Annotated in this window: 1 pseudogene; it reads right to left on the reverse strand. The window is 58.7% G+C overall.

Annotated elements, in window-relative coordinates:
• Nucleotides 1–254, reverse strand: a pseudogene (locus BQ17_RS21585) (transposase); the annotation flags it as partial.

Here is a 254-nt window from a genome sequence, read left to right on the forward strand (position 1 = left end):
GCCTTGAGAAGACGCTCGGAATAGCCGATAAATTGCTTCCCATCAATGCTCAATCGCGCGAGGAGCTTGGGTTCTCGTGCCTCGATGGATCCAGACTTATCCTCACGTAACGCCCGGCTCGTCCAGTCGACCAGCTCCAAGTAGTCATCAAAGGCAAAAGGCACCGCCCAGGGAGTCCGTGCAGTGGCATCAAAGGGCATCAGCGGGGCTTGGGGCAAGATTTGCGTCTCGGCCTCCGGTCGTAACCGCTCCCC

The organism is Candidatus Thiosymbion oneisti (assembly GCF_900092655.1).
Classification (GTDB): Bacteria; Pseudomonadota; Gammaproteobacteria; order Chromatiales; family Chromatiaceae; genus Thiosymbion; species Thiosymbion oneisti.